26 protein-coding genes are annotated in these 23,645 nt (G+C 41.4%); 8 read left to right on the plus strand and 18 right to left on the minus strand.

The features are described from left to right. Positions 1-31 precede the first annotated feature (31 nt). From KHB02_RS19495 to KHB02_RS19525, 7 genes are all read right to left on the minus strand, one after another. Complete coding sequence (locus KHB02_RS19495; RefSeq protein ID WP_213145623.1) at positions 32-1,267, minus strand: acyl-CoA dehydrogenase; 1,236 nt, start codon at positions 1,265-1,267, stop codon at positions 32-34. 89 nt (positions 1,268-1,356) lie between these two features. After that, complete coding sequence (locus tag KHB02_RS19500) at positions 1,357-2,139, minus strand: enoyl-CoA hydratase (protein WP_213145622.1); 783 nt, start codon at positions 2,137-2,139, stop codon at positions 1,357-1,359. Continuing rightward, positions 2,136-3,023: a 3-hydroxyacyl-CoA dehydrogenase family protein gene (locus KHB02_RS19505; RefSeq protein ID WP_213145621.1), complete on the minus strand. Its 888-nt coding sequence runs from the start codon at positions 3,021-3,023 to the stop codon at positions 2,136-2,138. The genes KHB02_RS19500 and KHB02_RS19505 overlap by 4 nt, the downstream gene beginning before the upstream one ends. Before the next feature lie 53 nt (positions 3,024-3,076). Continuing rightward, on the minus strand, positions 3,077-4,252 hold the full coding sequence (locus KHB02_RS19510; protein ID WP_213145620.1) for a thiolase family protein: 1,176 nt from the start codon (positions 4,250-4,252) through the stop codon (positions 3,077-3,079). 34 nt (positions 4,253-4,286) lie between these two features. Then, positions 4,287-5,423, minus strand: a complete 1,137-nt coding sequence (locus KHB02_RS19515) for an acyl-CoA dehydrogenase family protein (RefSeq protein WP_241113976.1) — start codon at positions 5,421-5,423, stop codon at positions 4,287-4,289. 149 nt (positions 5,424-5,572) lie between these two features. Continuing rightward, positions 5,573-7,015 carry a sigma-54 interaction domain-containing protein gene (locus tag KHB02_RS19520; RefSeq protein ID WP_241113977.1) on the minus strand — a complete coding sequence of 481 codons (1,443 nt, stop codon included), beginning with the start codon at positions 7,013-7,015 and terminating at the stop codon, positions 5,573-5,575. A gap of 173 nt (positions 7,016-7,188) precedes the next feature. Then, on the minus strand, positions 7,189-7,854 hold the full coding sequence (locus KHB02_RS19525; protein ID WP_213145619.1) for a hypothetical protein: 666 nt from the start codon (positions 7,852-7,854) through the stop codon (positions 7,189-7,191). 627 nt (positions 7,855-8,481) lie between these two features. On the opposite strand from KHB02_RS19525, the gene KHB02_RS19530 reads away from it, so the two are divergent. Both KHB02_RS19530 and KHB02_RS19535 read left to right on the plus strand, forming a co-directional pair. Then, the gene (locus KHB02_RS19530) at positions 8,482-9,243 is read left to right on the plus strand and encodes an SDR family NAD(P)-dependent oxidoreductase (RefSeq protein WP_213145618.1); all 762 of its coding nucleotides are present in this window, start codon (positions 8,482-8,484) and stop codon (positions 9,241-9,243) included. 79 nt (positions 9,244-9,322) lie between these two features. Next, positions 9,323-9,481, plus strand: a complete 159-nt coding sequence (locus KHB02_RS19535) for a hypothetical protein (RefSeq protein ID WP_213145617.1) — start codon at positions 9,323-9,325, stop codon at positions 9,479-9,481. 94 nt (positions 9,482-9,575) lie between these two features. Here KHB02_RS19535 and KHB02_RS19540 read toward each other — a convergent pair whose 3' ends face one another. Next, the gene (locus KHB02_RS19540) at positions 9,576-10,745 is read right to left on the minus strand and encodes a solute carrier family 23 protein (protein ID WP_213145616.1); all 1,170 of its coding nucleotides are present in this window, start codon (positions 10,743-10,745) and stop codon (positions 9,576-9,578) included. A 179-nt stretch (positions 10,746-10,924) separates the two neighbouring features. Here KHB02_RS19540 and KHB02_RS19545 point away from each other — a divergent pair, with 179 nt between their 5' ends. Further along, the gene (locus tag KHB02_RS19545; RefSeq protein ID WP_213145615.1) at positions 10,925-11,245 is read left to right on the plus strand and encodes a hypothetical protein; all 321 of its coding nucleotides are present in this window, start codon (positions 10,925-10,927) and stop codon (positions 11,243-11,245) included. Between the two features lie 405 nt (positions 11,246-11,650). Here the strand turns inward: KHB02_RS19545 and KHB02_RS19550 are convergent, their stop codons facing one another. The 4 genes from KHB02_RS19550 to KHB02_RS19565 form a co-directional block, all read right to left on the minus strand. Further along, positions 11,651-12,325, minus strand: coding sequence for a DUF2642 domain-containing protein (locus KHB02_RS19550; protein WP_213145614.1), 675 nt, complete (start codon positions 12,323-12,325; stop codon positions 11,651-11,653). A 28-nt stretch (positions 12,326-12,353) separates the two neighbouring features. Then, entirely contained in the window at positions 12,354-13,721 is a 1,368-nt protein-coding gene (locus KHB02_RS19555) for an arsenic transporter (RefSeq protein WP_213145613.1), read from the minus strand. 518 nt (positions 13,722-14,239) lie between these two features. After that, the gene (locus KHB02_RS19560) at positions 14,240-14,683 is read right to left on the minus strand and encodes a heterocycloanthracin/sonorensin family bacteriocin (RefSeq protein ID WP_241113978.1); all 444 of its coding nucleotides are present in this window, start codon (positions 14,681-14,683) and stop codon (positions 14,240-14,242) included. A 180-nt stretch (positions 14,684-14,863) separates the two neighbouring features. Beyond that, complete coding sequence (locus tag KHB02_RS19565; protein WP_213145612.1) at positions 14,864-15,172, minus strand: hypothetical protein; 309 nt, start codon at positions 15,170-15,172, stop codon at positions 14,864-14,866. 389 nt (positions 15,173-15,561) lie between these two features. Between KHB02_RS19565 and KHB02_RS19570 the strand changes: the two genes are divergently transcribed. From KHB02_RS19570 to KHB02_RS19585, 4 genes are all read left to right on the plus strand, one after another. Continuing rightward, on the plus strand, positions 15,562-15,645 hold the full coding sequence (locus KHB02_RS19570) for a YjcZ family sporulation protein (RefSeq protein WP_213146045.1): 84 nt from the start codon (positions 15,562-15,564) through the stop codon (positions 15,643-15,645). Between the two features lie 43 nt (positions 15,646-15,688). Beyond that, entirely contained in the window at positions 15,689-15,772 is an 84-nt protein-coding gene (locus KHB02_RS19575; RefSeq protein WP_213146045.1) for a YjcZ family sporulation protein, read from the plus strand. A gap of 54 nt (positions 15,773-15,826) precedes the next feature. Continuing rightward, positions 15,827-15,928 (plus strand): YjcZ family sporulation protein, encoded by a 102-nt coding sequence (locus KHB02_RS19580; RefSeq protein WP_213145611.1) that lies wholly within the window; start codon positions 15,827-15,829, stop codon positions 15,926-15,928. Between the two features lie 93 nt (positions 15,929-16,021). After that, on the plus strand, positions 16,022-16,192 hold the full coding sequence (locus KHB02_RS19585) for a hypothetical protein (RefSeq protein WP_213145610.1): 171 nt from the start codon (positions 16,022-16,024) through the stop codon (positions 16,190-16,192). Positions 16,193-16,390: 198 nt separating this feature from the next. Here the strand turns inward: KHB02_RS19585 and KHB02_RS19590 are convergent, their stop codons facing one another. From KHB02_RS19590 to KHB02_RS19615, 6 genes are all read right to left on the minus strand, one after another. Further along, a complete protein-coding gene (locus tag KHB02_RS19590) occupies positions 16,391-16,534 on the minus strand; it encodes a YjcZ family sporulation protein (protein WP_213145609.1) in 144 nt (47 codons plus the stop codon). A gap of 36 nt (positions 16,535-16,570) precedes the next feature. Beyond that, the gene (locus KHB02_RS19595; protein ID WP_372447621.1) at positions 16,571-16,660 is read right to left on the minus strand and encodes a YjcZ family sporulation protein; all 90 of its coding nucleotides are present in this window, start codon (positions 16,658-16,660) and stop codon (positions 16,571-16,573) included. Positions 16,661-16,899: 239 nt separating this feature from the next. After that, positions 16,900-18,480 (minus strand): SagB family peptide dehydrogenase, encoded by a 1,581-nt coding sequence (locus KHB02_RS19600; protein ID WP_213145608.1) that lies wholly within the window; start codon positions 18,478-18,480, stop codon positions 16,900-16,902. A gap of 22 nt (positions 18,481-18,502) precedes the next feature. Further along, positions 18,503-20,443: a TOMM precursor leader peptide-binding protein gene (locus KHB02_RS19605; RefSeq protein WP_213145607.1), complete on the minus strand. Its 1,941-nt coding sequence runs from the start codon at positions 20,441-20,443 to the stop codon at positions 18,503-18,505. Next, positions 20,440-22,380, minus strand: a complete 1,941-nt coding sequence (locus KHB02_RS19610; protein ID WP_213145606.1) for a putative thiazole-containing bacteriocin maturation protein — start codon at positions 22,378-22,380, stop codon at positions 20,440-20,442. Before KHB02_RS19610 ends, KHB02_RS19605 begins: the two co-directional genes overlap by 4 nt. Positions 22,381-22,554: 174 nt before the next feature. Then, on the minus strand, positions 22,555-22,863 hold the full coding sequence (locus KHB02_RS19615) for a heterocycloanthracin/sonorensin family bacteriocin (RefSeq protein WP_213145605.1): 309 nt from the start codon (positions 22,861-22,863) through the stop codon (positions 22,555-22,557). Between the two features lie 293 nt (positions 22,864-23,156). Between KHB02_RS19615 and KHB02_RS19620 the strand changes: the two genes are divergently transcribed. Next, a complete protein-coding gene (locus KHB02_RS19620) occupies positions 23,157-23,492 on the plus strand; it encodes a L,D-transpeptidase (RefSeq protein WP_213145604.1) in 336 nt (111 codons plus the stop codon). Positions 23,493-23,645: the final 153 nt, after the last annotated feature.

Here is a 23,645-nt window from a genome sequence, read left to right on the forward strand (position 1 = left end):
ACCTCCCATTACCTGAACTCGAATATTATTTTTAACTCCGGACGGCTGATAATTCTGGAGTTTGATATTTTTTAAGTTCCAATCTAGCAATCTGACGGCGGTGAACTTCATCAGGACCATCGGCGAGTCTTAATGTACGTGCCTGCGCCCAATGATTGGCAAGAGTGAAATCATCACTTACGCCGGCAGCACCAAATGCTTGTATCGCACGATCAAGCACTTTAAGTGCCATATTTGGTGCAACCACTTTAATCATTGCGATTTCGGCTTTCGCCTCTTTATTTCCAACTGTGTCCATCATATAGGCAGCTTTCAATGTCAACAAACGGGCTTGCTCGATTTCAATTCTTGATTCTGCAATCCACTCTTGAACAACACCTTGCTCGGCAATTTTTTTACCAAAGGCAGTCCGGTTAAGCACGCGCTTAGTGAGGTCTTCGAGTGCACGTTCTGCAAGGCCGATTAATCTCATGCAGTGATGAATCCGGCCCGGTCCAAGCCGCCCTTGGGCAATCGCGAATCCTTTTCCTTCTTCCCATAGCATATTCTCGGCAGGCACCCGGACATTATCATAAACAATTTCCGCGTGACCATGCGGGGCATCATCATACCCAAACACTGAAAGGGTTCGTTCAATCTTCACACCTGGTGTGTTTAATGGTACGAGAATCATAGACTGCTGTTCATGCAACTTTGCGGTTGGATCATTTTTACCCATTACAATCGCAATCTTGCAGCGCGGATCCCCTGCTCCTGAGGACCACCATTTTCTGCCATTGATGACATATTCATCGCCATCTCTGACTATACTTGTTTCAATATTGGTTGCGTCACTGGAAGCCACATCTGGCTCTGTCATCGAAAAACAGGAACGAATTTCGCCGGCCAAAAGCGGTTCAAGCCATTGTTTCTTTTGGGCTTCCGTACCATACCGAACAAGAACTTCCATGTTTCCTGTATCTGGTGCGCTGCAATTAAATACTTCCGGACCAATCATGGATCTCCCCATAATCTCACAAAGCGGTGCATATTCCAGATTGGTTAATCCAGCCCCATACTCACTTTCCGGCAAGAACAAATTCCATAGCCCTTCCGCTTTTGCCTTTTGTTTCAGTTCTTGCATAATCGGAGGAATATCAGACCAGCGTGTTTCCTGTTGATTCAGCTGCTCCTTATACAACTTTTCATTTGGGTAAACATACTCCTCCATAAACTTAATAACTCTCTTTTGCAAGTTAACAACCTTTTCAGAATATGAAAAATTCATCCTATCCATCCCCTTTTCATGTTTTTAGATAAATTTAAGATTGTACAATAGACCTGAATCGAGTGTTGGCATGTTCACTGTTACCCATTTTATTTATGGGCAAAAACGGGCTTTCTTTTTTCGATAAATGCTGAAACTCCCTCTTTTACATCTTCTGTTAAAAAGACCTCTCCAAACAGTTCAGCTTCTCTCTCGATTCCGGCATGGAATTCCATATTTGTTCCTTCATCTACCGCCTTTTTAATCCGAGATAGGGCCTGCAGAGAATACCCGCTGATTTTCTTGGCCATCGCCAGCGCCGCGTTCATTCCTTGTCCTGTTGCGACAACTTTGTTCACGAGTCCAAGCTTCACCGCTTCATGTGCCGAAATAGGGTCGCCGACAAACATGAGCTCTTTCGCTTTTGCCTCTCCAACTATTCTCGGAAGACGTTGGGTTCCCCCTCCGCCTGGGAAGATTCCCAATTTGATTTCCGGCAGGCCAAGCTGCGCATGTTCTTCGGCAATCCGGATGTCACAAGTGATGGCAAGCTCACAGCCGCCGCCGAAGGTCAGGCCATTTAAGACGGCAATCGTCGGCTTCGGCAGGAAATCGATTTGGTTAAAGACAGCATGCTGCTCCAATACTCGGTCCTTCATGCCTGCTTTGCCAATGGATTGTGGAAACTCTTTAATATCTGCTCCCGCCATAAACGCCCGGCTTCCTGCCCCCGTCAAGATGACCACCACAATGTCGTGATCGCTGGCAATATCATCAAAGACAGTCTTTAACTCACTGGTTACCTGCCCGCTTAAAACATTTAGCGGCGGATTATCAATCGTCACTATCGCAATATGATCACTTTTTTCCAATTTTACCAATTGCGTATTCACTTTGCCTTCACCCCTGTTTTTTCGTATTCATACCAGCCTTTGCCGGTTTTACGGCCAAGAGTCCCGGCCTTCACTTTTTCTTCTAGGCTTGCAGAAGGCTTATCCTCTTCATTTCCTGTTTCTTTATATTTTTCCGCCAGTGCATAGTAGCCGACATCAATGCCGGATAAATCCATCAGTTCAAAAGGGCCCATCGGGTGGTTTAATGCTTTTTTGACAATCGTATCAATGTCTTTATAATCGCAGATGCCTTCTTCATACAGCTTGAGCGCCTCGTTATTTAGGGCAAACAACAGACGGTTGGCTATAAAGCCCCATGTTTCCTTGCGCAGCAACACGCCGGTACGATTGATTTTTTCACAAACAGCCATTGTGACAGCAGCCGTTTCTTCAGACGTAGTCTCACTCATGACGACCTCGACGCAATCCATCACTAAAGCTGGAAAGAAGAAGTGCATATTGCAGACTTTCTCCGGCCTCCTAGTTACATCGGCAATTTTTGAACTAGCAATCGTGGAGCTATTGGATGCTAAAATGGCATGAGGTGGTGCCAAACGATCAACAACAGCGAAAAGCTCTCGTTTAACATCTAGCTTTTCAACTACAGCCTCAATGACAAAGTCTGTATTCCCTACCGCCACTTCTAAATTAGTAGTATAAGACAACCGGGCGAAGGCCTGATCCAAGCCTTCCTGACTGATTTTCCCTTTTTGAACCCATTTTCCCATTTGAAAATCAAGGGCTTCCTTTGCCTGTTCCAACGCCTTCTCCTGGATATCGTAGATGGTTGTTGAAAACCCGCCTAACGTGCATAACATGGCAATTTGGTGTCCCATAGACCCTGCACCTAACACCGAAATATGTTTTACATCCTGTATATTCAATGATTTCACTCCTTCCGGTACTAACCGGTTAGTACTTTAGCAATATTCAAAACTTATCCTTCTCGCTCAATCAACGCTGCAATACCTTGGCCACCGCCGATACAGGCCGTAATCAAAGCTCGCTGTTTATTTGATCTTTGTAATTCGTAAACGGCTTTCGTCATCAAAATGGCTCCTGTTGCTCCAAGTGGATGGCCGTGTGCAATTGCTCCTCCGTTTACATTGAGCTTTGCTTCGTCAATTTCCAGCTCGCGGTTACAGGCAAGAACTTGAGCAGCAAACGCTTCGTTCAATTCTACCAAATCAAAATCATCGATTTTTAAACCTGTCCGCTGTAATAGCTTTCTAGTTGCCGGTACTGGACCAATTCCCATAATATTAGGATCAACACCGCTTACGGCTGAGTCACGTACAACTGCCAGCGGCTTTAAGCCTAATTCTTCAGCCTTTTCACGGGACATGATCACTAATGCACTGGCTGCATCATTGAGTCCTGAGCTGCTTCCGGCTGTAACAGTTCCTCCTTCAAGGAAGGCTGGCGGTAATTTAGCTAATCCTTCAAGCGTCGTTGATGATCTCGGATGTTCATCCACTGCAAATGTGATAGGCTGCCCTTTTCTAACAGGAATTTCAATAGGCACAATTTGTTGTTTGAAAAATTCTTGTTCCATAGCGGCTGCCATTCTTTGCTGACTCCTTAATGAATAGGCATCTTGTTCTTCTCTAGAAATATTATATTTTTTCACTAGATTTTCAGCCGTGATTCCCATTGGAGGATCACCGATTTCCTTTGGTGAAAGCTGCGATTTGCGAAAACTTGGGGGCGCTGCACTGTACGCTTTTGTTGCGCGATCCATTAAATAAGGAGCACGGCTCATGCTTTCGGTCCCACCTGCCACATAAATATCACCTGCTCCGGCATTAATCGCCTGGGCAGCTAAAACGACGGCATTGATACCGGATCCGCACTGACGGTCAATGGTTAAACCAGGAATTTCAAGGGAAAGCCCCGTTTGCAGAGCTGTTAACCTGGCAATGTTCCCGCCGCCGCTTAAAACGTTTCCAAAAATAACATCATCAATCTGATTCGCGTTAACACCTGCTCGATTTAGCGCTTCCTTAATCACGACTGCACCAAATTCATGGGCATTCAGGCTGGCTAATGCCCCACCCTGCCTTCCTATTGGAGTCCTTACGGCTGATACGATCACTGCATCTCTCTTTGACATTCTTTTTTCCTCCCTATTCATCTATTAACTATGTTTATAGTAAAACCTGTCGTGCAATGACAAGCTTTTGTATCAAATTTGAACCTTCATAAAACTGGGTAATTTTCGCATCCCGCAGCATTCTTTCCACAGGGTAGTCATCGGTGTAGCCGCTGCCTTCTAGCATTTGAACCGCATCCGTGGTCACCTTCACCGCGGTATTCGAACAGAATAGCTTTGCCATAGAGGCTGAACCTGCCACTTCAGCTGATCCGCTGTCCAGCAATTCTCCACCGTAGTAAAGCAATCTTCTTGCCGCCTCAATCTCTGTTGCCATATCAGCCAGCATTAGCTGGGTATTATGAAATCTCAAACTCTCCCTCGAAGAGCGCATAAATTTATGGGCATACTTTATTGCCTCTTCATATGCGCCTTGTGCAATCCCCAAAGCTAGAGCCGCAACATTTAATCTCGTTCGATTAAGCGTTTCTTTTAAAATTTTAAATCCTTTGCCCTCCCCTCCAATTAGTTGTGATTGGTTAATTTTTACATTTTCTAAAATAACCTCTCTTGCGGGAATCCCTTTTACACCCATTTTCCCTGTTTCTCTTCCTACTATTAGTCCAGGTGTACCTTGCTCGACAATAAAATAGGTGATTCCTGCATTTTTTATTCTGGGGTCCATGGTTGCCACAATCATGTAAATATCAGCTACCCCAGCGTTAAACACAAATAACTTTTTACCATTTAAAACATAATAATCGCCCATTTTCTCAGCAGTTGTATAAACCGTTTCGAGATCGCTGGTGATTCCCTCTTCCGTAATCCCAATCGCCCCTATTAACTCACCTGATGTGAGAGGGGGTAAATACTTCTTTTTTTGCTCCTCCGTACCACCTAGAAGAATGGGGTTCATCACCATTTCCTGATTCGTCAACAGCATGGATGTCGAACCGCAGCAGCGAGCAATCTCTTCAATCATGATCAACTGATTCAAGTGCGATAAGCCGCCACCTCCAAAACTAGTAGGTACACTTGTTCCGAATAATCTATTTTCTGCTAACTTCCTGACGTGGGTGTCCGGTATTCTTTGAAGTTGGTCCACATCTTTTGCTGCAGGAAGAAAGCAATCTTCAGCAATAGACCGGATAAAATGACGAACCATTTGAATCTCTTCCTGAATCAATTCCATTGCCCCTCCCATGGTCATTATTCTTTTATAATGCAATTTCTGTGCCAAACTAAATTGACAGGTTATTTAGGCTCCATTCCTTTGGTAATGCAAAAACACAACAAAAAAAACAGTGCAAAATTGCAACACGTTGCATTTCCGCACTGTTTTTAGAAATTAGAATATTTTTGTACTTTCCTTGATAACGTGGATGCATCGACGTCTAGTGCTTTTGCTGCCGCGCGAATGCTGGGGTAATTTTTCAAGGCACGATCGATGAGCTGTTTTTCATAATGTTCCATTTGCTCTTTTAGGGACTTTAAATTGTTCGGCTCAGTGATGATGTTGTCACTTTCCCTTTGTGGTTCAGTCTGCGTTTTTTCGTTATGCTGCTGTATAAACAATTCATTTCTGATGTCCTCAGCAGTAATGATCGGTTTTTCAATCATAATGCACAGCCGCTCAACTATGTTTTGAAGTTCTCGCACGTTTCCCGGCCAATGATAACGTTGAAAGCTATCCAAAACTTCTTTTGAAAAAATCTTATTCACGCCATATTTTTGTCTTATATTATGGATAAAGTGATAGGTTAACGGAACGATATCATTTGGTCTTTCCCTTAGCGGAGGAATATGAATGGGAATGATGTTTAATCGATAATAGAGGTCCTTCCGAAACCCTCCTTTTTTGATTAAATCTTCCAGATTTTGATTAGTTGCTGCGATCACCCTGGTATCGATTTTTATCGGCTTTGTCCCGCCGACCCTGGTAATTTCAAATTCCTGCAGCACCCTTAGTAATTTGACCTGTAGGTGTAAGGGAATTTCGCCAATTTCATCTAAAAGAATAGTCCCCTTAGCAGCCTGTTCAAATAAACCAACCTTACCCTTAGGACTGGCTCCAGTAAACGCTCCAGGTTCATAGCCGAACAATTCAGATTCTAATAGATCATTGGGAATGGCCCCGCAATTCACTTTGATAAGCGGCTGGCTGCTTCGATTGCTGTTTTCATGAATTAATTTTACAACAACCTCTTTACCTACTCCTGATTCCCCATATAAAATGACGGTCGAATCATGCTGAGCGACTCGTAAGGCGCGGTCAATGACTTTTTTCATTTTCATATCGTAGGCAACAATGGAATGAATGGCGTTTTTATTAGATTTTAGTTCCTCAAGCTGCTGAGTAATTTCCTCATGCTCCTGCTCTAATTGAAAAATTTCATGCTTGAGCTGGTTTAATACCGTTACGTCTAACATCTGACTGACAACTTTAATGATTTGTCCTTGTTTATTTTTAATAGGGATGGCGGTTACTAAAACTTCCTTGCCATTATAGAGTTTTGTCAGTTGGGTAATAGGATTTCCTTCTTTAAAAACCTGCAGTTCAGCGGTTTGGTCGATAATTTCCTCGATTATTAAATCCCGATGCCTCCGGCCAACCACATCACTTGCAGATAATCCTGTTTGTTCCTTAAATGCCGGATTTACTTCGGTAATCCTGCCGTCCTTATCAGTGATGACCACTCCTGTTACGGAATGCTGAAACATTTGCTGATACGTTTCATAAATCTCTTTCAGTTTCTCTAATTCGCTCGATGCGTCTGGTAACAACGTCCACTTACGATCCCTATTTGCTATTTTCTTAGTCCTCCTTCCAATTAGGGTTGTATGTAAATAATGTGAATATAGTTATTGTATTCTATATTTTCTGAAAAATAAACGATTTAATCTGTTCATCCCTATTCATTCCTATCCGCAACTCCTGGAATATAGGAAATAGATTCTTAAAGATGATTTTGCCGTTGAGATTTTATAATCTCAAAATATTGTGTATCGCCCAGACCATAATCTTTAAATTTTTCCAGTAAAGTTAGCATAAGTTCTTCTTCTGGAATATCACGGTGTTTGCGAATATACTGCATAAGATCACTGTCTTTTCTTAGGTAATTCAAATATAGCCCTATCCCCTTCTTTAATGGTTCGGGATTGATATTTTGAGACATAGTTTTATCAATCAACACTTGTTTGTAAATGTCATAATATCCTTTCGCCTTTAAGGTATACTGGCTCACAGGCTCAAACTGATCATCGACTATATAAAGATCGATAGCATCTATATGCTCTGCTTTGTCTAACCAAGCTAGGATGGTCAGAATATTGATTTGACAAAACATATCGGCATCAAACCATAAGGAAATATGAGTAAATTTTCCGCAGAAGAGCGGCTGCAATGGTGTTAGTGTGTGTTCAGTGTATTGTTTAGGCGTTACATGATGGACCTTCGCACGTATTTGGATGAATTCTTTGGAAAATAGATTGGGACTCGTATTTCCATAGCACATCGCCTCGTTAAAGGGAACCATTAATTCTTGTTCAAGAAAATTTGTCTTTTTGTAAAAATTATACATAGCTAGTCCATTTAGAATATGTATTGTTCTTTTTCCAATCATTGTTAACAACCTCTACTTCTATTTAATCTAAGCCACGGGGACCCTTTTGTTCCTGCATTTTTGCTTCCACATTTTATAGAGCACTTCTCAGATATACTTGTTCCCCTCTCCTACAAACCGCTATATTTGTACTCATATACGTTAATAACTCGAGAAGGTTTCAACGGATTAATCACGGATTTGTTTTCATTATTTTTATAGTTGTTTTAAGAAAGCAAAAAACCCCATTTCCATTTTGTGCTAAAATAGAAGAAAGTTGTATATAAAGGAGCAGACCAGGAGGGGAAAGAGATAGGTAATGAGAAAGTAAATACGCCGGCCAAACTCATTATTTTTTGCATTCTTTTTGGAATCATTGTGATTTTTGATAGTGTATTAGTGATTGGCTCACCCTATGTATTTATCAAAGTGTTGAATCTTATCGTTGTCATCATACTTTCCTCGATAGTGGGTGCATTTATAAGAGAAATTTTTATTTTAAATAAAAAGAAAAAGTCTCACACAACTTAAATCGCTCATGAACAGGAATCGGGAAACCACCGGGACGGTTATTGATGGTAACCCTCAAGCCGCTGATCCGCCCCCATACATAACACAAAAATGATCTGAATAAAGGAGCTTTAAACAATGGACTTGCAATTACAAGGCAAAAACGTACTTATTACTGGCGGTTCAAAAGGAATCGGAAAAGCGATTGCCGAGGCATTTATTGCGGAAGGCGCAAATGTTACGATTACCGCCAGAGGTTTAGGTTATTTAGAAGAGGCAAAAGCGGTACTTGGCGGCAACGTATCAATTTATCAGGCTGACCTTACTAATCAAGTGGAACGGGACAAATTGATTCACACGTTTATCGAGGAAAATGGAACGATTGATATCCTGATTAACAATGCCGGTGGCAGCAACGGTGGTAAAACAATTGAAACCGATATGGAGCTTTTTTATCAGGCAATGGAACTGAACTATTTTTCCGCAGTACATTTGAGTAAACTGGCTGCAATTCACATGAAAAATCAGAGGTCGGGATCAATCATTAATATTACCTCTGTTTATGGTAGGGAAAGCGGCGGAAAAGTTACCTACAATAATGCAAAAGCTGCACTCATCAGTTTTACGAAGTCTTTGGCTGACGAAGTGATTCCTTATGGTATACGAGTGAACAGTATTGCTCCCGGAAGTATTTTGCACGAGACTGGCAATTGGATAAGACGCATGAACGAAGACCCGGAGGGCATCAAAGAGTTTGTGAATAAGGAAATTCCCGCTGGCCGCTTCGGTACCCCAGAAGAAATCGCTAATGTTGCGGTATTCCTTGCTTCTGAAAAAGCATCCTGGATTGTCGGGGCCAGCATCAATGTTGATGGCGGACAATCAAGGATGAATTTTTAAGTCGATTTTCGAAGATTGGATGGTTTTCCTTAATTAAGCCATAATAAGAGCGTTTAACCACAAATTAAGGAGGATTTATATGCAGCAGAACCAACAAGCTAAAGGGAATGCGGGTTCCATGATGAAACCGGAATTTGCTGGAACTGATGCACAAAAAGTAAAACAAGAAATTCAAAAAGATGTAAGTGCAGGACAAGGTGCGATGACTTCCCGAGAGGCAGGAGCAATGCGCGATTAAAGAATGGTTCATGGGGACGGTTCTCTTGTGTCATTTTGGTTCACTGAAGTGCGAACTAAAAATTGATGCACAAGAACCGTCCCCATGTGTCATTTTAACTCTCGTTTTTTGTCGTAAAATCGGGTACGAGCCAATGGATAAGCAATCCAGCAATAGTAGCGTAGGCGATACCATTGTGGGCATATCCAACACCGATGATAAAGATGATTGCAACTATTACTAAATTTTTCATATTAGCTAGACTCACTTTTTCTTCTAAAAGGTGACGGATCCCCATTGCGGCGATCATCCCAAACAACAGGATACATATGCCGCCCATCACTGCAACTGGAATGGATTGAATTGCCGCACCAACTTTACCGAACAATCCAAGGAGAATTGCAATAACGGCAGCGCCTTGAATGATCCTGCTGGAAAACTGGCGTGTGATGGCTAGTACCCCGAGATTTTCAGCGTAAGTAGTTTGCGCTGGTCCGCCCAGGAAGCCGGAGACTAATGTTGCAATGCCATTCCCCCAAAGGATGCTCGAAAATCCAGGTTCCTTTGTAACTTCTTTTCCTGTAATTTCATTTAATACAAACATATGACCAAGGTCTTCAATGATGGTAACCAGGGCAATCGGTGCCATTCCGAAAATCACGACCCAGGTGAATTCCGGCATAACAAAATGTGGAAGTGCAAAAGCCGGTGCAGTAGCTATTGTCTCAAAATCAACAAATCCACGTATCGCGGCATAAACATACCCGACAACAAGACCGATGATGATCGGCAAAAGGCGGATTACCTTTGTGCCTGCTAGCGTTGCGATAACCGCTGCAAGAAGGCTGACGATCGCGACATCCCATTGAGTTGACGCCATACTGGTCACCGCTGTGGTTGCCAGTGAAAGGCCGATAATACTTACAACCGGTCCGACAACAACTGGAGGAATAACCTTGCGGACTTTTTCAAAGCCGAAAAAAGAAATAATCAATGATACAATGGCATAAACAATGGAAACGCTAATAAGTCCTGCGACCGCTTGACCCGGAGAGTGCAGCTTCCCCACATACAACGCAAGCGGAGCAATAAAGGCAAACGATGAACCTAGATAAGTAGGAACCTTTCCACGCGTAATAAGATGGAAAATCAAGGTTCCCAAACCACTGGCAATTAGGGCACTTCCCGGATCAAGACCGGTGAGTGCTGGGACCAAAACAGTTGCACCAAACATCGCAAACAAATGTTGTAATGACAAGGGTATTGCACTTAAAAAATTTTTCAATCGTGTTCCCCCCTTTTGATAGTTCATTTGTTCTATTCAATGTTAAATATTCGAATGAAAAATGTTTTATGTCTTTTTTGATTACAATTTTCTATTTTCTGTTTACACAAAAAAGGCCCCTGCCGGAAGCCCTATTTCATGCTAAAATTATCGATAAAAAATAAGATGGTGAACTTCGAATGAGAATAAATTTATCAGAAAATCAAATAGCGGAAATAAAACAAATCGTTCAAAAAGAACTTTTGATAAAAGGAATAGAACCAACAGATGAATATTTATTTATCCACTGTTTTTCGAAAAAACAAAAAGAAACCGTCTATTATCATCTGTTTTCAGAAAATGATACGTTGATTATCCGTTGCTATGCGCGCGTGTTTGACAACTTAGGTCTGGTCGTGATAACCAGAAGGACCGCAAAAAATGTATTTGAATATCTGGTAAACCAAACTGGATTTCAAAACACAATCTATCTAGAAAATGGGATAGAATTTAGATTTTAAAGAAGGGACGGACCCTATTTATTATAAAGGCTCAAATGATTTAGCCTTACTTATCCGATGGGCTATTAAATAGATTATAAGTAACAACACAATCCCCAACCCAAGCAGTGCTGTCCCAATACTTGCTGCTTTATTTTACTTATTTTAAGAAAGATGAACGGACAAAATCTTTTTAGCCTGAACAAAATTAAAGTCAATAACATATCATAACCATAGGTAGGACACCAGAAAAAAAGACCGTGACAAAAGCGACACGGCCAAATACAGTGTTAACGGTGATTCAATAATCCATCCTCGTCTGCCAACAGGATGGATTATTCATTTTGTAAATATTGACCCAACATGACATCACTCTTCACTTTCTTTAATGTTGTTATATCAATCTCTCGAGTTTTCACATCGTTGTTAAGGTAATTGTACTGTTTTAATATGCTCCACATTCCGATAGATCCGTTCCCCTTCTGCTGTGATTAAAGCAATTTTGTTATTTTGAATCTTTTGGAGTACGCCGATTTTTTCAGGATGGTCTCCTCCATCAATAATCACAAGTTGATTTTCAAATTTTTTCAACTGCTCATCAAACGACCTTGCTAAAGGAGTGGACTTTGGCATAAGAGGCAAGTTTTCACTGTTTAAGGAATATGGCGTTGTATTTGGTGGGTAGGGAATGAGCCATTTCACATGATTCATTGAGATACACATTGTTTTATATACAGGTGAGTGAAATACGAAATAGTCGTTCATAATGCTGGTTAGGTAGCCATGGATGGATTTATTCCCTGTGACATAAACTTTCAAGAACAATCCTTTAGCAACAGTTAATGCCTTTCGAAAAGATATGGCATCCGTTTCAATTGGTTTTTCCGCCGGTGGAGTATTAGTAAGATCTTCTTCTTCTAATTCAGTTTCTTTTAATCTTTGTACATGAATGAATGGAATATAAATGAAACGATGGTTTTTGCTATCGTATAAGACGATAATGTCTAATCCGCTATCTAACAGGATTCCTTTGTGAAAATTTCCTCCCGAAAGTTCAACTTCAATTTTCTTTCCTATTAAATCAACAAAATCGATCGGCATCTTCATTCTCCTTTTTTACTAAAATATCTTAATGCGAAAGAGCACCGCCAAATAGCCAAGAAACCCAATAATATAAAACGACTAGGGTAAACAGAGTTGCGGGCGGTATGACGACGAGCGTGATTTTGATATACTCCCACCAACTGATCATTACTTTTCCTTTCCTTACGATATGCATCCACATCAATGTAGCAAGGGTTCCCATCGGAAGCAGTAACGAGCCCATATCACTGCCAATCACGTTCGCCAAGTAGGCAATTTTCAATTCGAGCAAACTAAGATCCATATGGGTTAATGTGAGTGTTCCAACCATGAGGGCTGGGTGATTATTAAATATATTGGATAGAACGGATAGAAGCACGCCCATCATGACACTCGCGTGGAGAAGGCTTCCAGAAACCATCGGTTCCATGAAACCAATCAACCAGTCTGTCAATCCGATGTTATTGAGACCGTATATGATGGTATACATACAAAAGGCGAAAACGATAATGTACCATGGTGTTTTCTTCAGCATATCGGCTGGGGAGATTTTTAAGTATGCCCATCTCCATGCTAAAAGAATAAGCGAGCCGATTACAGCCATGAGGGAAACGGGAATACCCAAAAACGAAGCAACAAACAGGCTGCAACGGACAGCAAACACGAACAGAAGAACATTTCGCATAAATCTTGAACGTGCTTTTTCTGAAGGATGTTCAATGCCTTTCACTGGTTTGAGGGGATGATAAGAGGAACTTGTCAGCCCCGAAACATTCGTAGGAACGGTTTTCGGTAAGATTTTCTTAAAGCGAAGGAACAAGAACCAAGTCAGCAGCAGCAACCCAAGTGTTGCAGGTACAAACATCATGGCTGTATGCAGCCACAAATCCATATGAACGATTTTAAGCGCAATTAAATTTACAATGTTACTTACTCCAATTGGGGCACTCGAAGCAGTCGCAATTAAAGCACCAGATAGCAAGTATGGAATTTTTTGCTTGTTTTTTAAGCCCATATTGTTTAACAGCATGACTAAGATTGGGGTTGTGATTAAAATACTTCCATCGTTATTGAAAAAAAGAGTCATGAGGAAGCATAAAAGGTTGACATACCAGAATAATCTTACCCCTGACCCCTTTGCTCTTTCCGCGAGTTTCTCAGCCATCCAGCTAAAGAACCCAAAACTTTCTAATACAATCGCCATGACAATCGTTGCCATGATCGTAATCGCGGCACCACTTATGGTTTCTGAAATGATCCCCAGGTCTGATAATGAAACACTTCCACTAAGGACGACAATAACCGCTCCGATTGCTGCAGGTATCGCTTCATTGATGCCTTTTGGCCGCCAAAGAATAAGTCCGAGGGTAACCAAAAAAGTCACGATGGTGATCCAAACGGTTAAATGGACCATATTTTTTCTCCCTTCATTTTGTGATTTCTCAGGACGTATCCCTGAGACCACATACCTTCCTCTTCAATTGTTCCGCTGATGTCCCCCCCTACCATCTATCCCTCTTGTGTTGTTGTACTTTATCCTATGAAAAACGAATAAGACAGGCTTTAGACTTGTACCCTTTTTTCAATAAATCAACGGGAGTCTAAAAAATAAAGAATGAAATTCTAATAGCTACGTCTCACTGGGAAAACAAAAAAGCGAAGCAATTAAGCTTCGCACATTAAAATTTATACAAATTCAACGGAAAGGGACAAAAATGGAAACTCGCCGATTGGCGAGTCCGCGAGGACGAAGACAGAGGCGTAGTTGAATTTATGCGTTAAGTAAGTATAAAGCTTTCGACAGAAAGTTTATACTTTCTTATTAGCTTACGAAAAACAGTACTGTCCCTTTATTATTTATATGCTTATTTAACTATCCTGCTGGTTCCTTGAATAGTTTATATAACAACAACGCTGACACAGTTATAGCAGTTAATAGTAGCCATTATAGTAGTATTCATCATAATAGCCGCCATAGCAGCTGCCACATCCGCCTACCGCTAAACCAATGCCGAAACAGCTAACACCTACACAGCCAAATCCACCACAGCGGAAACCTCCACATCGAAATCCTCCACATCGAAAGCCACCGCAACGCATGCCGCCACCACAACGCATTCCACCACCACAACGCATGCCGCCACCACAACGCATGCCGCCACCACAACGCATGCCGCCGCCACAACGCATACCGCCGCCATGCAGGCGCGGATCCAGGCCCTGTGGATCCATCACAACTAACTCACCAGCTTGATAAGGATCGATTCCCAACCCTTGCAATTCAAATTGAAAATTATGCATTTTTTCCTCCCCTTTGTATTTCATCAGGTTAAACCTGAATAGAGAGATAAATGTGTAAGATACAACATTCAACACGCCTTGCACTCTCTTCAACAATTTATGATTTCTTATAGGTCGCTGTCACTAAATAAAGAGCCTATTTTTCGTTGAAGTTTTATGAGATGTTCTCAAAAAAGTCCAAAAATAGATTACTATATTAAAAGATTTGTTATGTAGGTAGAACAATTATTTAACCTTCCCCATATATGCTAGCGATTAAACTTCATCTAGAAAAATGATTCTATGCTTTAACTCTTTATTGGAATCTAAAACACCAATTACAATTTGATTATCTTCAGTTATTGTCACATATCTGAATTGTTCAACCCCATTAATAATTATTGCTGGTTCCAGCTTTGCCTCCATCTTGGCAAAGACATTCTCTGAATACTCAAGTTTTAGAATATCAGCAATTTCTTCTGTGGTTTGTCTAATATATTTAAATAGGAAATCTTGGATTGAAAATTGCTCAATCATCGTTAAATTTTTCTTAAACTTTAACTCATTTACTGAAACTGTTTTCACTTTAATCACTCCTCAAATAGTAATTAAAGTGTAAACTTATCATTTCATAACCTCAACGATATTATAGTGACAGAATATTTACATTTTGATTTCAAGCATATACTGTAAATTATTCTAAAAAAGTTTTTTCTTTTTTTATACGCTTGTCCACACACTTTAACAATGAATGAATATGTTATTATTACCTCCGTCAACCATATATCAAAACCTCCTTTAAGGCGTTTGCACGAATTGCAGACGCCTCTTTTTTATATTTTTAAGGAAAAATTTAAAAAATAATAATTATTTCAGAATACCATGATGCTTGTCCACGCAATCCTTGTCCAAATAAATATATATACATAGAGGAAAGTTTCTTTCCTCCTAATAATCAAAGGGTGGTGAGGATTATGTATTACGGCGGCAGCAGCTTTGTGTTAATCGTAGTATTGTTTATTCTCTTAATTATCGTTCTAACAAGCTTTGCTTATTAATCGGTGATAATCGTATGGAAGCCAACAAAGGGTGGTGAGGATTATGTATTACGGTGGCAGCAGCTTTGTCTTAATCGTAGTATTGTTTATTCTGTTAATCATTGTACTAACTAGCTTTGCTTATTAATTCCAAATGAGAGAATCAAATGAATAAAAACCATTTAGACTGGAGGTGGTATACATGGAAGAACGCAGAGAACGCAGAAACAATGTTGCAGCATTAATTGTAGTTTTGTTCATTCTCCTAATCATCGTAGGATCTTCCTTTATGGGCGGCTATTAATTTAATGGCACTGCCAATTGGTGAAGGACAGGTTGGGTAAGATTAATCTGTCCTTTTACCCGATATTAATATTTAGGAAAGGAGGTTTTATGCATGTTTCCCTTTCCAGACGGCTTTAGAAGAAGACGATTCGTTCCCATTGAAATTGAAATTGAAATTGAAAGAAGAAGAAGAGTAATTGAAATTGAAATCGAAATAGAGAGAAGAAGACGAATCGCAATTGAAATCGAAAGAAGAAGAAGAAGAGGCGGATTCTTCTTGTAAAAAATAATCTTTTGTAAATTCAACGCTTGTCCACTCTCTTTTATTCTAGTTGCATATAATATTACTAGACCGCCGCCAAAAGCACCATAACATATACACCTCTCTTAAGGAACGTTTGCGTTTATCGCAAACGTTTCTTTATTATATCTTAAATGATTCTGCATGAAAAAAGGCCCTTTAAAGGACCTTAAAAAAAGCTTAATAGTAACAGGCACATCCAACAATAATTAACAGGATAAATAATACAACGATTAAAACAAACGGGTTTCCGCAACCGAAACCTCCGTAACCATAACCGACGCATCCGCAACCTCCGTAGCCATAAGCACCGAATCCATCCATCAATAATCATCCTTTCTTTAAAGCATTCAAATTTTTTTACCAGACACCACAAAAAGAAGCACAAATAATAATTAGCAGGATAAACAAAACAACGATTAATGCAAATCCACTGCTGTTACCTACCACGTATTTGATACTTCCTTTCGAACTGTCAATACAGACTATGTAAATGGAGAAAATTTGTATGGGCTAACCACTATAAAAACCCCCTAGAAATGTCCTGGAGGGTTACATACCCAATTGTGTACTCGCCTGGATTTTTTATCGATAGGTTACTTAGGGTTAGGATCATAACAAATGACCCTAGTCCTTTAAATTAACCTTGGACTAGGGCACCTGATATCGGATATACAAGGTAAACTGGTCTAACTATTTAAACTTCCTTTTAACCAGGCACGCGAACGGTACGGTCCCACAGGGATTTGGATAAGGCTTGTTATTTGTTTCGCTTCAGCTTGATAAAGTTCATCACATAGTTTCGCATCAAACCCTAATAAAGGGTGTCCCCCCATACCCAAGGCACATGAGATCAATAGCAGCCGTTGCAAGAGTATTCCCGCTTCCATCTGTTGAATTCTGTATCCTCTATAGCCCAGTTCTTCTTTAAGATGATCCTTGTCTGCAACCAAATGCAGGCAGAGCGGTACTTGAAACAGATTGACAGTGGGCATGGTTAAAGCATTTTGCAATATCTCACGGAAATCCCCGTCTGTTATTCTACTCAGTGCATGAGAGCCTTTGTCATAGGCGTAAGCGCCATTTGAAACACCCTCCACGTTATAAAAAAAGCCGTACAACGAAACACGAGTCCCCGTTTTTCCATCTGTGCCGTCAAGATCATTCTGATAAGGTCTGGAAAAAACCTCTTTAAACAAAGTTGCTAGTTGAGTTTGACTGACCTTTTCTAAAATAAAATCAATATCAGGAGAATGCCTCTCTCTACAAACAGAAGCAAGGTCGTACGAAAAGGACTCCGTAAATGGGAGCATGATCAATTCCGTACCATAGGACTTTTGAACACGACCATCCTTTTTTATCTTCACAAATGACTGGGTTGTTTCAAATATCGATGCTTCATTCATCTCTCTGAGCAGTGGGTAATCAAGGACTCTCTTTGAACGGTTATAGGTTTCCGTTTTCAGCAACGGCACTTCCTGGGACAATTCAGCGGTAGACACATATTCTTCTTTATTAAAGTCGTCACCCCATTGGATAGAGGGATCAATAGATAACGGGATCACCGCATATACACTTTCGTCCTGTTCGGTTAGCCCAAGTAAATGATTAATCGAACGATCAAGAAATTGGTAGCATACCCGTGACGAGAATCCCATCCGATCTGCTACTTCTAATGTTTGCCCAATGACCACACCGGCATCAAGACCTTGTAGACGGTAGGAAAAATTATTATATTTATAAAAATTTTTCCAAAAAACCGTCGAGACAAAAACCGTGCAGAAGCACTCAGAAACATCACAATCCCCAAGGCTCCTGGACAAGTAGGAATCGTAATTTCCTTCCCGGAGCAAGCGAAGGCTGTGATGGGCTACATCGTAATGGTAAATTCCCGTTGGGACGTCCTTAATCTTTGCATACACATATAATTCATTGGGATACAATGCCCCGCCAGAAGGAACAAATCTTCGCAATAACTGAAGATAGCTTACAGTAGTTTTATCCTCGGGATCTTCAAGGAAACCATATTGTGCGTAACGCGTTAGACCGTACACATACCATAAGAAAGCCCCGAGCTCCTCTAGTCCGTTCTCTGCATGGGCTTCTCGCTTCTCAAGCGTTAACGGTACATCACCGGTTAATGGAATCTCGGGTAGGCCGCGGTATAGTTTATAGGGAAGCGGTGCATCGTCCCAATCGACTTGCCATTCTGGCGGAGTGATTTTTTCCGGATCAAAGTGAAGGTGGTGCAAAAATGTCTCCAGTTTCAAGAGTAAACCTCCTTCCTTTCCATTATGGGAATGGATGCGGATCTGGATTTAGTTGTTCATACGTCAACGGCTGTTTGGCGTATCCAAGTTTCACGGGCACTTGGAGAACCCTTTCCAGCCCTTTGACACGGGTCAGGTGATGTCCGAATGTCATCGGGAGCATGCCAGGAATCAATATCTTTACACAGTATAATCCATTCCGTTTGGTGATTGGTGTTGTTTGGTCCACCACAATAACCTCGAGGTCCAACTCTCGGAACCGCTGAAGAATATCCTGCAGGTCATCCTTCAAATCTGTATTCGTGGGAGGCTGTTTAAATTCCTCAGCAAACGTTCGTAATGGACGATTGTCATCCAATAAAAAGTCCAGCCGGTTCTCCGCTTCCTTCAGACCGTAGAGCAGGCCATGGTCCGGCATCAAACGGACTGCATATGGATCCTTCAGCATTTGTTCATATTTGTGCCGGTTTTCCTCCAGTATTTTGTCATGCCGAACCATCATTCCAGCAAGCTCGTAAAGCGAACTTTTAACAGCTCTTACGGGATCAGGATTCGCTCCTGCTGCACAAATGAGGTTTACCCCCTTATCTTGCCTGTTTTTTGCTATTGCAAAGACGCTGGAAATCTCCTGTTCCATCGTCGAATTGTATAAATAAACATCATATCCCGCCACCTCACGTAACCGGTCGACCATCAGCTCTACTTCTTTATCGTTAGCAGAAAAAGGGTCTAGACGCGGAAGGGGCAGTTTGGCATACCAGGTTAACAAGAAGGAATCCCGCTCGACAACCTCCATAATCCCATGGAAAATGGCTTCCTCCAAGCTTCCTCCCAATGCACACCCATTGGAGGTTTCGTAAACATAGCCCTCCCCTTGGCCCAAACTATAATACGCGAGTAACTCTGGAACCAGTAACGGACGTTCTTGTAAAAACGAATAACCCCAAACCCAATTCATTGGGGCATCAGGATGAAACGGTTTAAACGGAAAATGGGGCTTTGCATATTGTTCCTGGTCATGCAGACCAACTGATGCAGGATCTAATGCGATATGTTTAACATTGTTATAACTTTCTCGAACTTTCTTCCTTTTGCCTTGAGGCTCGATTCCGCAATATCGCTCCAACCCCTCCAAAATGGCCGTCAGTTCACTCAATTCATAGGAATTAGTACGGCCCGCTACCCCCTCGTCCGCTCCAAACAACGGCATGTTCACCAATACATCGGCAAATGGGAGCCTGAAATCCGCCATTTTCCCATTCATGATTCCAGTCCGCTCATCCAGATAATCTGCGGTTAGCACTGTTTTCAATTCATCTATTGAACGGCAGCGATACCCTTCCCCATTGATTTTGGGACTGGATGTCAAGCTAATTTGTGCTAATTCCGGTGTGTCTTCAGGGATTGGACTGCAAATCGGGCACAATGGATCAGGCAGGAAAAAGTGGCTGGAGGTCGTTAAAGTTCTCAGATTGGTCATGAACATTCTTTCTTCCAAGGAGGAGGGTTCTCCTTTAAGAATTTTTTGCACTTCGTTACTGATCAAGATAGCCATTTGCGATAACCCCGTCCGGGAAACCCATGCATCACGCAGTACATTTGCTCCTGATGCGAATTTCATCTGAATATCCCACATTTCAAGGCGGTCAGGTCCGGCTATCAAACGCCGTTTGTCAGCACAGAGAGAGCATCCCGGTTTGTCGTGGCGTATCAATGGACCAATGATCCCCTCTCCGAATGAAACGAAACCTCGAAGCCAAGGAATACCGGCTGTCTTTAATCTCTGTTCCGCTTTTTGATGAACGGCTGGATTCCAAGCATCGTCTAGCACCAAGACCAATTCTATTTCTTCGGGAATCTCTTCAAAAATGCTTTGACGATTTACTAGATAGCTGGAGGACAATTGATTACAAACAAATTCAGCTAATAAACCTTCTCCGTCAATGAGGATCTGTGGAGTCATTTGGAATCCCCCTCTCGAACCTGCACACCATACACCCCTGCCAGCCCTTGTTTTACAAAAGGCTCCATCGACAAATCATAGACCACTAACTGTATGTTGTTTCTGTGTAGGACCTGAATGGCAGATTGTAATAGTTCCAATTGTGTCATGTCTTCACAAGAGCGGATATCAAATTTGCTATCCTTTTTTTCCAAATAAATCATCGATTCCGTCGCTTTCCTCTCCACGGAACTGATCCCGTTTTGAGCATCGAAAAGGGCTTGCTGGAGTGTGTTTTGCAATGCCAATGTTATATTTAAACCGGCCGCTGTGTACCAATGGCCGTTTGACCTTACCCAAACAACCGGGAAGCCTGCTACCTCCTCTTTTACACCAATCGCCGGTGGACCCTGCAAGGTAGTCAGGGCATTTAAATAAAATCTGCATGTTTTATCCTCTATGGCTCCCATCGGTACACGATAAACCGTATTTGGCTGACTAGACTTTCTTTTTTTCAATTCTTCATCCAGATAGGCTTGCAGACCTCGACAAACAGCCTCTGCGATTGTTTCTCCTGAACCGATGCCAATAAACCCCTCTGGATGACTCTTGCCTCTAAAAATATGGGAATCTATCAGTTTTGACACATACATTTCAATACCCTTCAAACCAGCATTTCTTCTTGCTTCTTCATGTGTCATCCCCGAACAAACAACTTCCGGCTGCAGTTCTGCCGGTCCCTCTGACATAGGGTCAACGGCCTGAACAAAGCACTGGGAAAGAGGAAGCTGCAGCAAATCCCGTTCCTCCCAGGTATGGAAAATTCCTATTTCCTTTGAAGTTAATCGACTGAAATAGTCCAAAATCAAACCCGGTTCCTCTTCCCTGTCCGTTTCTTGTTTTAGTCTTTCATCAAGATTTTCAATCAGTTCAGGTGTATTACGTTTAGCTGCTAATGAAGGATGTGTGATGAAAGAAAGCCAGTCTCCTTCCATCGTTTCAAGGTTAAGCAGATAAATTTGATTACTTTGATTTGAACCTGCAACTCCTGTAGCCTTCTTGAAAAATTCGAATACAGAGACATTTGCCAAAAGCGCTCCTGATGTGGAAGAGTAACCTCGAGGCTTCCCATCGGCTTGCACGAAAGATTGATGAATTCTTCGCCATGCAGACTCGAAACAATCATCTGATTCTGGATGTGTTAACGGACCGGATAGCCCCACTTTTTCTAAACAGATGGCCGGGAGGAACGACTTCTTTTCTTCTATACAAACCTGATTTAGAGCTCTCAATTCATTGACATTTCCATCCTGAGAGACGTAAAGAATCCAATCATAATCCTGAACAGCTTCTTTCCAAAAATTGATCCCTGTACCATGATGGTAAGGTACTTCTACCATTTCCACATCGGAATCTATTTTTCTCGCATTCTGCACCAGTTCATGGAGCCGCTGCCGATTGGTTAGAACCGCATCTGTTATCATGACATTTAATTTGGGCATTCCCGATTCAAGTAATGCAGCAGCCAGTGATACCATGAAGGGGCCAGAGCCGACAGTGAGAACCTTAGCCTGGCGGTATTCTTGAAAATGGTATGGACCTGATTCGACAAAATTCTCGATGAATTCAATTTGTGAAGCATATTGTTCAAGAACTTGACGATTTAATTGATGGGGAGTATCTTTGCTGACATCGCGAACAAACCCATTCTTGTACAACGTTTCGCCGATTTCGTATACCCTGTCACGATACGGTCCCGTTAACCCTTGAGTCAAAGCTCCCATTGTTTGCTCCCCATTGAACATCGGCAGCAATTTTTCAATCCACTGATAGATGGTATTGCCTTCCATTCGGAATGAACTTTGGTTATTTCTAAAATAGACACCCCCCTTTTTATCTGGGAGAAAAAACGTATCCCTTTTGACCTTCAGTCGTGAGGACGAGGTAAGTTCTGTCACTGGCGCTCCTCCTTATTTCTAATCGTTACAACTTCCGCACTATCAGTTTATGTATCATTTTTTGTCCAATATGATAAACATAGTAAAGAAGTGCCCTGACGGCACAAGTCCGTGCAGGGGCACCTTTTTTCATAAGAAAATATTTTTTTCGGTGATCGCCAAAAGCCAAACCAATTAAATAAAACCGAAACCAATGCCAACACAGCCAAAACAACCAAACCCGAAGCCGAAACAGCCGCCGCAGCCGCCGCAGCCGCCGCAACCGAAACAGCCACCGCAACCGAAACCAAAGCCTCCACAACGAAATCCAAAGCCGCCGCAACGACCAAAGCCTCCGCAACGACCAAAGCCGCCGCAACGAAAGCCGCCACAGCGCATACCAAACAGGCGCGGATCCTGGCTCTGTGGATCCATTGTAACTAGCTGACTAGTTTGATAAGGATCGATTCCCAACCCTTGTAATTCATTTTGAAAATTCTGCATTTTGTCCTCCCCTTTGTATTTAATCAAATATCGAGAGTTGTATGATTATTTTTGTGTAAATCAAACATTAGATTCAAAGTGTACTCTCTTCAACAAATTATGATTACTAATAGGTCGCTGTCACTAAATCAAGAGCCTATTTTACGGTGATGGTTTAAAGAATGTTTCCAAAACACGTTTAAAATTAATAGATTAATTGGTTTCGCAAGTAAAAATAACTGTCCACTAATTCTTGTTAATGAACATTTGCATGTTTTATTTAATACACTATTCAAAAAATGGAGTTGATTCAGATGGCGAAATGGATTGATGTATCAACATCAAAACACCAATTAAAACTCTTTGATCGTCATAAGCTTTTAAAAACTTACCCCATTGCAGTTGGAAAAATATTGACACCAACTCCTACCGGAACATACTCGATTACTAACAAAGATCCTCATCCCGGCGGACCATTCGGGGTCCTTTGGATGGGATTGTCAAGACCTCATTACGGTATACATGGAACAAATAATCCATCTTCTATCGGTAAGAACGTCTCCCATGGTTGTATTAGAATGTTTAATCACGATGTTCTAGAATTGTCATCTTTAGTCCCAATTGGCACGCAGGTTTTTATTCATAAATAACGCAGCTGTTCATAAAATTTAGGATGTTCGTACCTTTTGAGCATCCTTTTTATTAAAAATGTCTCAATGTAAAGAGACTTTAATTTAATGTCACACTCCTGTTCTTTTTCTGAAAAAATTCAGTGATATGATGGTTCTATCTGTAATACAGAA

This window comes from Neobacillus citreus, from assembly GCF_018343545.2.
GTDB classification, from domain to species: Bacteria; Bacillota; Bacilli; order Bacillales; family Cytobacillaceae; genus Neobacillus; species Neobacillus citreus.

Bases quoted from the DNA above. Each gene is read 5' to 3' on its own strand.
- KHB02_RS19495 (WP_213145623.1), bottom strand. From the start codon at position 1,267: ATGAATTTTTCATATTCTGAAAAGGTTGTTAACTTGCAAAAGAGAGTT.
- KHB02_RS19510 (WP_213145620.1), bottom strand. From the start codon at position 4,252: ATGTCAAAGAGAGATGCAGTGATCGTATCAGCCGTAAGGACTCCAATA.
- KHB02_RS19515 (WP_241113976.1), bottom strand. From the start codon at position 5,423: ATGGAATTGATTCAGGAAGAGATTCAAATGGTTCGTCATTTTATCCGG.
- KHB02_RS19525 (WP_213145619.1), bottom strand. From the start codon at position 7,854: ATGATTGGAAAAAGAACAATACATATTCTAAATGGACTAGCTATGTAT.
- KHB02_RS19530 (WP_213145618.1), top strand. From the start codon at position 8,482: ATGGACTTGCAATTACAAGGCAAAAACGTACTTATTACTGGCGGTTCA.
- KHB02_RS19535 (WP_213145617.1), top strand. From the start codon at position 9,323: ATGCAGCAGAACCAACAAGCTAAAGGGAATGCGGGTTCCATGATGAAA.
- KHB02_RS19545 (WP_213145615.1), top strand. From the start codon at position 10,925: ATGAGAATAAATTTATCAGAAAATCAAATAGCGGAAATAAAACAAATC.
- KHB02_RS19550 (WP_213145614.1), bottom strand. From the start codon at position 12,325: ATGCCGATCGATTTTGTTGATTTAATAGGAAAGAAAATTGAAGTTGAA.
- KHB02_RS19555 (WP_213145613.1), bottom strand. From the start codon at position 13,721: ATGGTCCATTTAACCGTTTGGATCACCATCGTGACTTTTTTGGTTACC.
- KHB02_RS19570 (WP_213146045.1), top strand. From the start codon at position 15,562: ATGTATTACGGCGGCAGCAGCTTTGTGTTAATCGTAGTATTGTTTATT.
- KHB02_RS19575 (WP_213146045.1), top strand. From the start codon at position 15,689: ATGTATTACGGTGGCAGCAGCTTTGTCTTAATCGTAGTATTGTTTATT.
- KHB02_RS19580 (WP_213145611.1), top strand. From the start codon at position 15,827: ATGGAAGAACGCAGAGAACGCAGAAACAATGTTGCAGCATTAATTGTA.
- KHB02_RS19585 (WP_213145610.1), top strand. From the start codon at position 16,022: ATGTTTCCCTTTCCAGACGGCTTTAGAAGAAGACGATTCGTTCCCATT.
- KHB02_RS19590 (WP_213145609.1), bottom strand. From the start codon at position 16,534: ATGGATGGATTCGGTGCTTATGGCTACGGAGGTTGCGGATGCGTCGGT.
- KHB02_RS19605 (WP_213145607.1), bottom strand. From the start codon at position 20,443: ATGACTCCACAGATCCTCATTGACGGAGAAGGTTTATTAGCTGAATTT.
- KHB02_RS19615 (WP_213145605.1), bottom strand. From the start codon at position 22,863: ATGCAGAATTTTCAAAATGAATTACAAGGGTTGGGAATCGATCCTTAT.
- KHB02_RS19620 (WP_213145604.1), top strand. From the start codon at position 23,157: ATGGCGAAATGGATTGATGTATCAACATCAAAACACCAATTAAAACTC.